Genomic DNA, 206 nt, shown 5'->3' with positions numbered 1-206 from the left:
AAGCTGGTCACTGGAAAGCTCCGTGAGGTAGCAATCCAAAAGATAGACGACCAGACCGAAGCCCTTGTATCCATGATAGGCGACAATCAAGTGGATTACCGTTTCTTTCTGGGATTCAAGCTCATGGTCACAGAGGACGAAGTCAATCTGAAGAACATCAAAAAATCGGTATTTCTGACATTCCGTGAGTTTTTGAATGAGGTAAG

1 protein-coding gene is annotated in these 206 nt (G+C 44.2%); it reads left to right on the top strand.

Annotation, left to right across the window (positions count from 1 at the left end; translation table 11 throughout):
* Positions 1 to 206 (top strand): hypothetical protein (locus GPK60_RS14710; RefSeq protein ID WP_346727802.1); only part of this gene is annotated, 206 nt, incomplete at both ends.

Origin of the sequence: Ruminococcus sp. MCC718 (genome assembly GCF_018783905.1) — a bacterium.
GTDB lineage: Bacteria > Bacillota > Clostridia > Lachnospirales > Lachnospiraceae > Hominisplanchenecus > Hominisplanchenecus faecis.
This window is presented reverse-complemented; position numbering and strand designations above follow the sequence as displayed.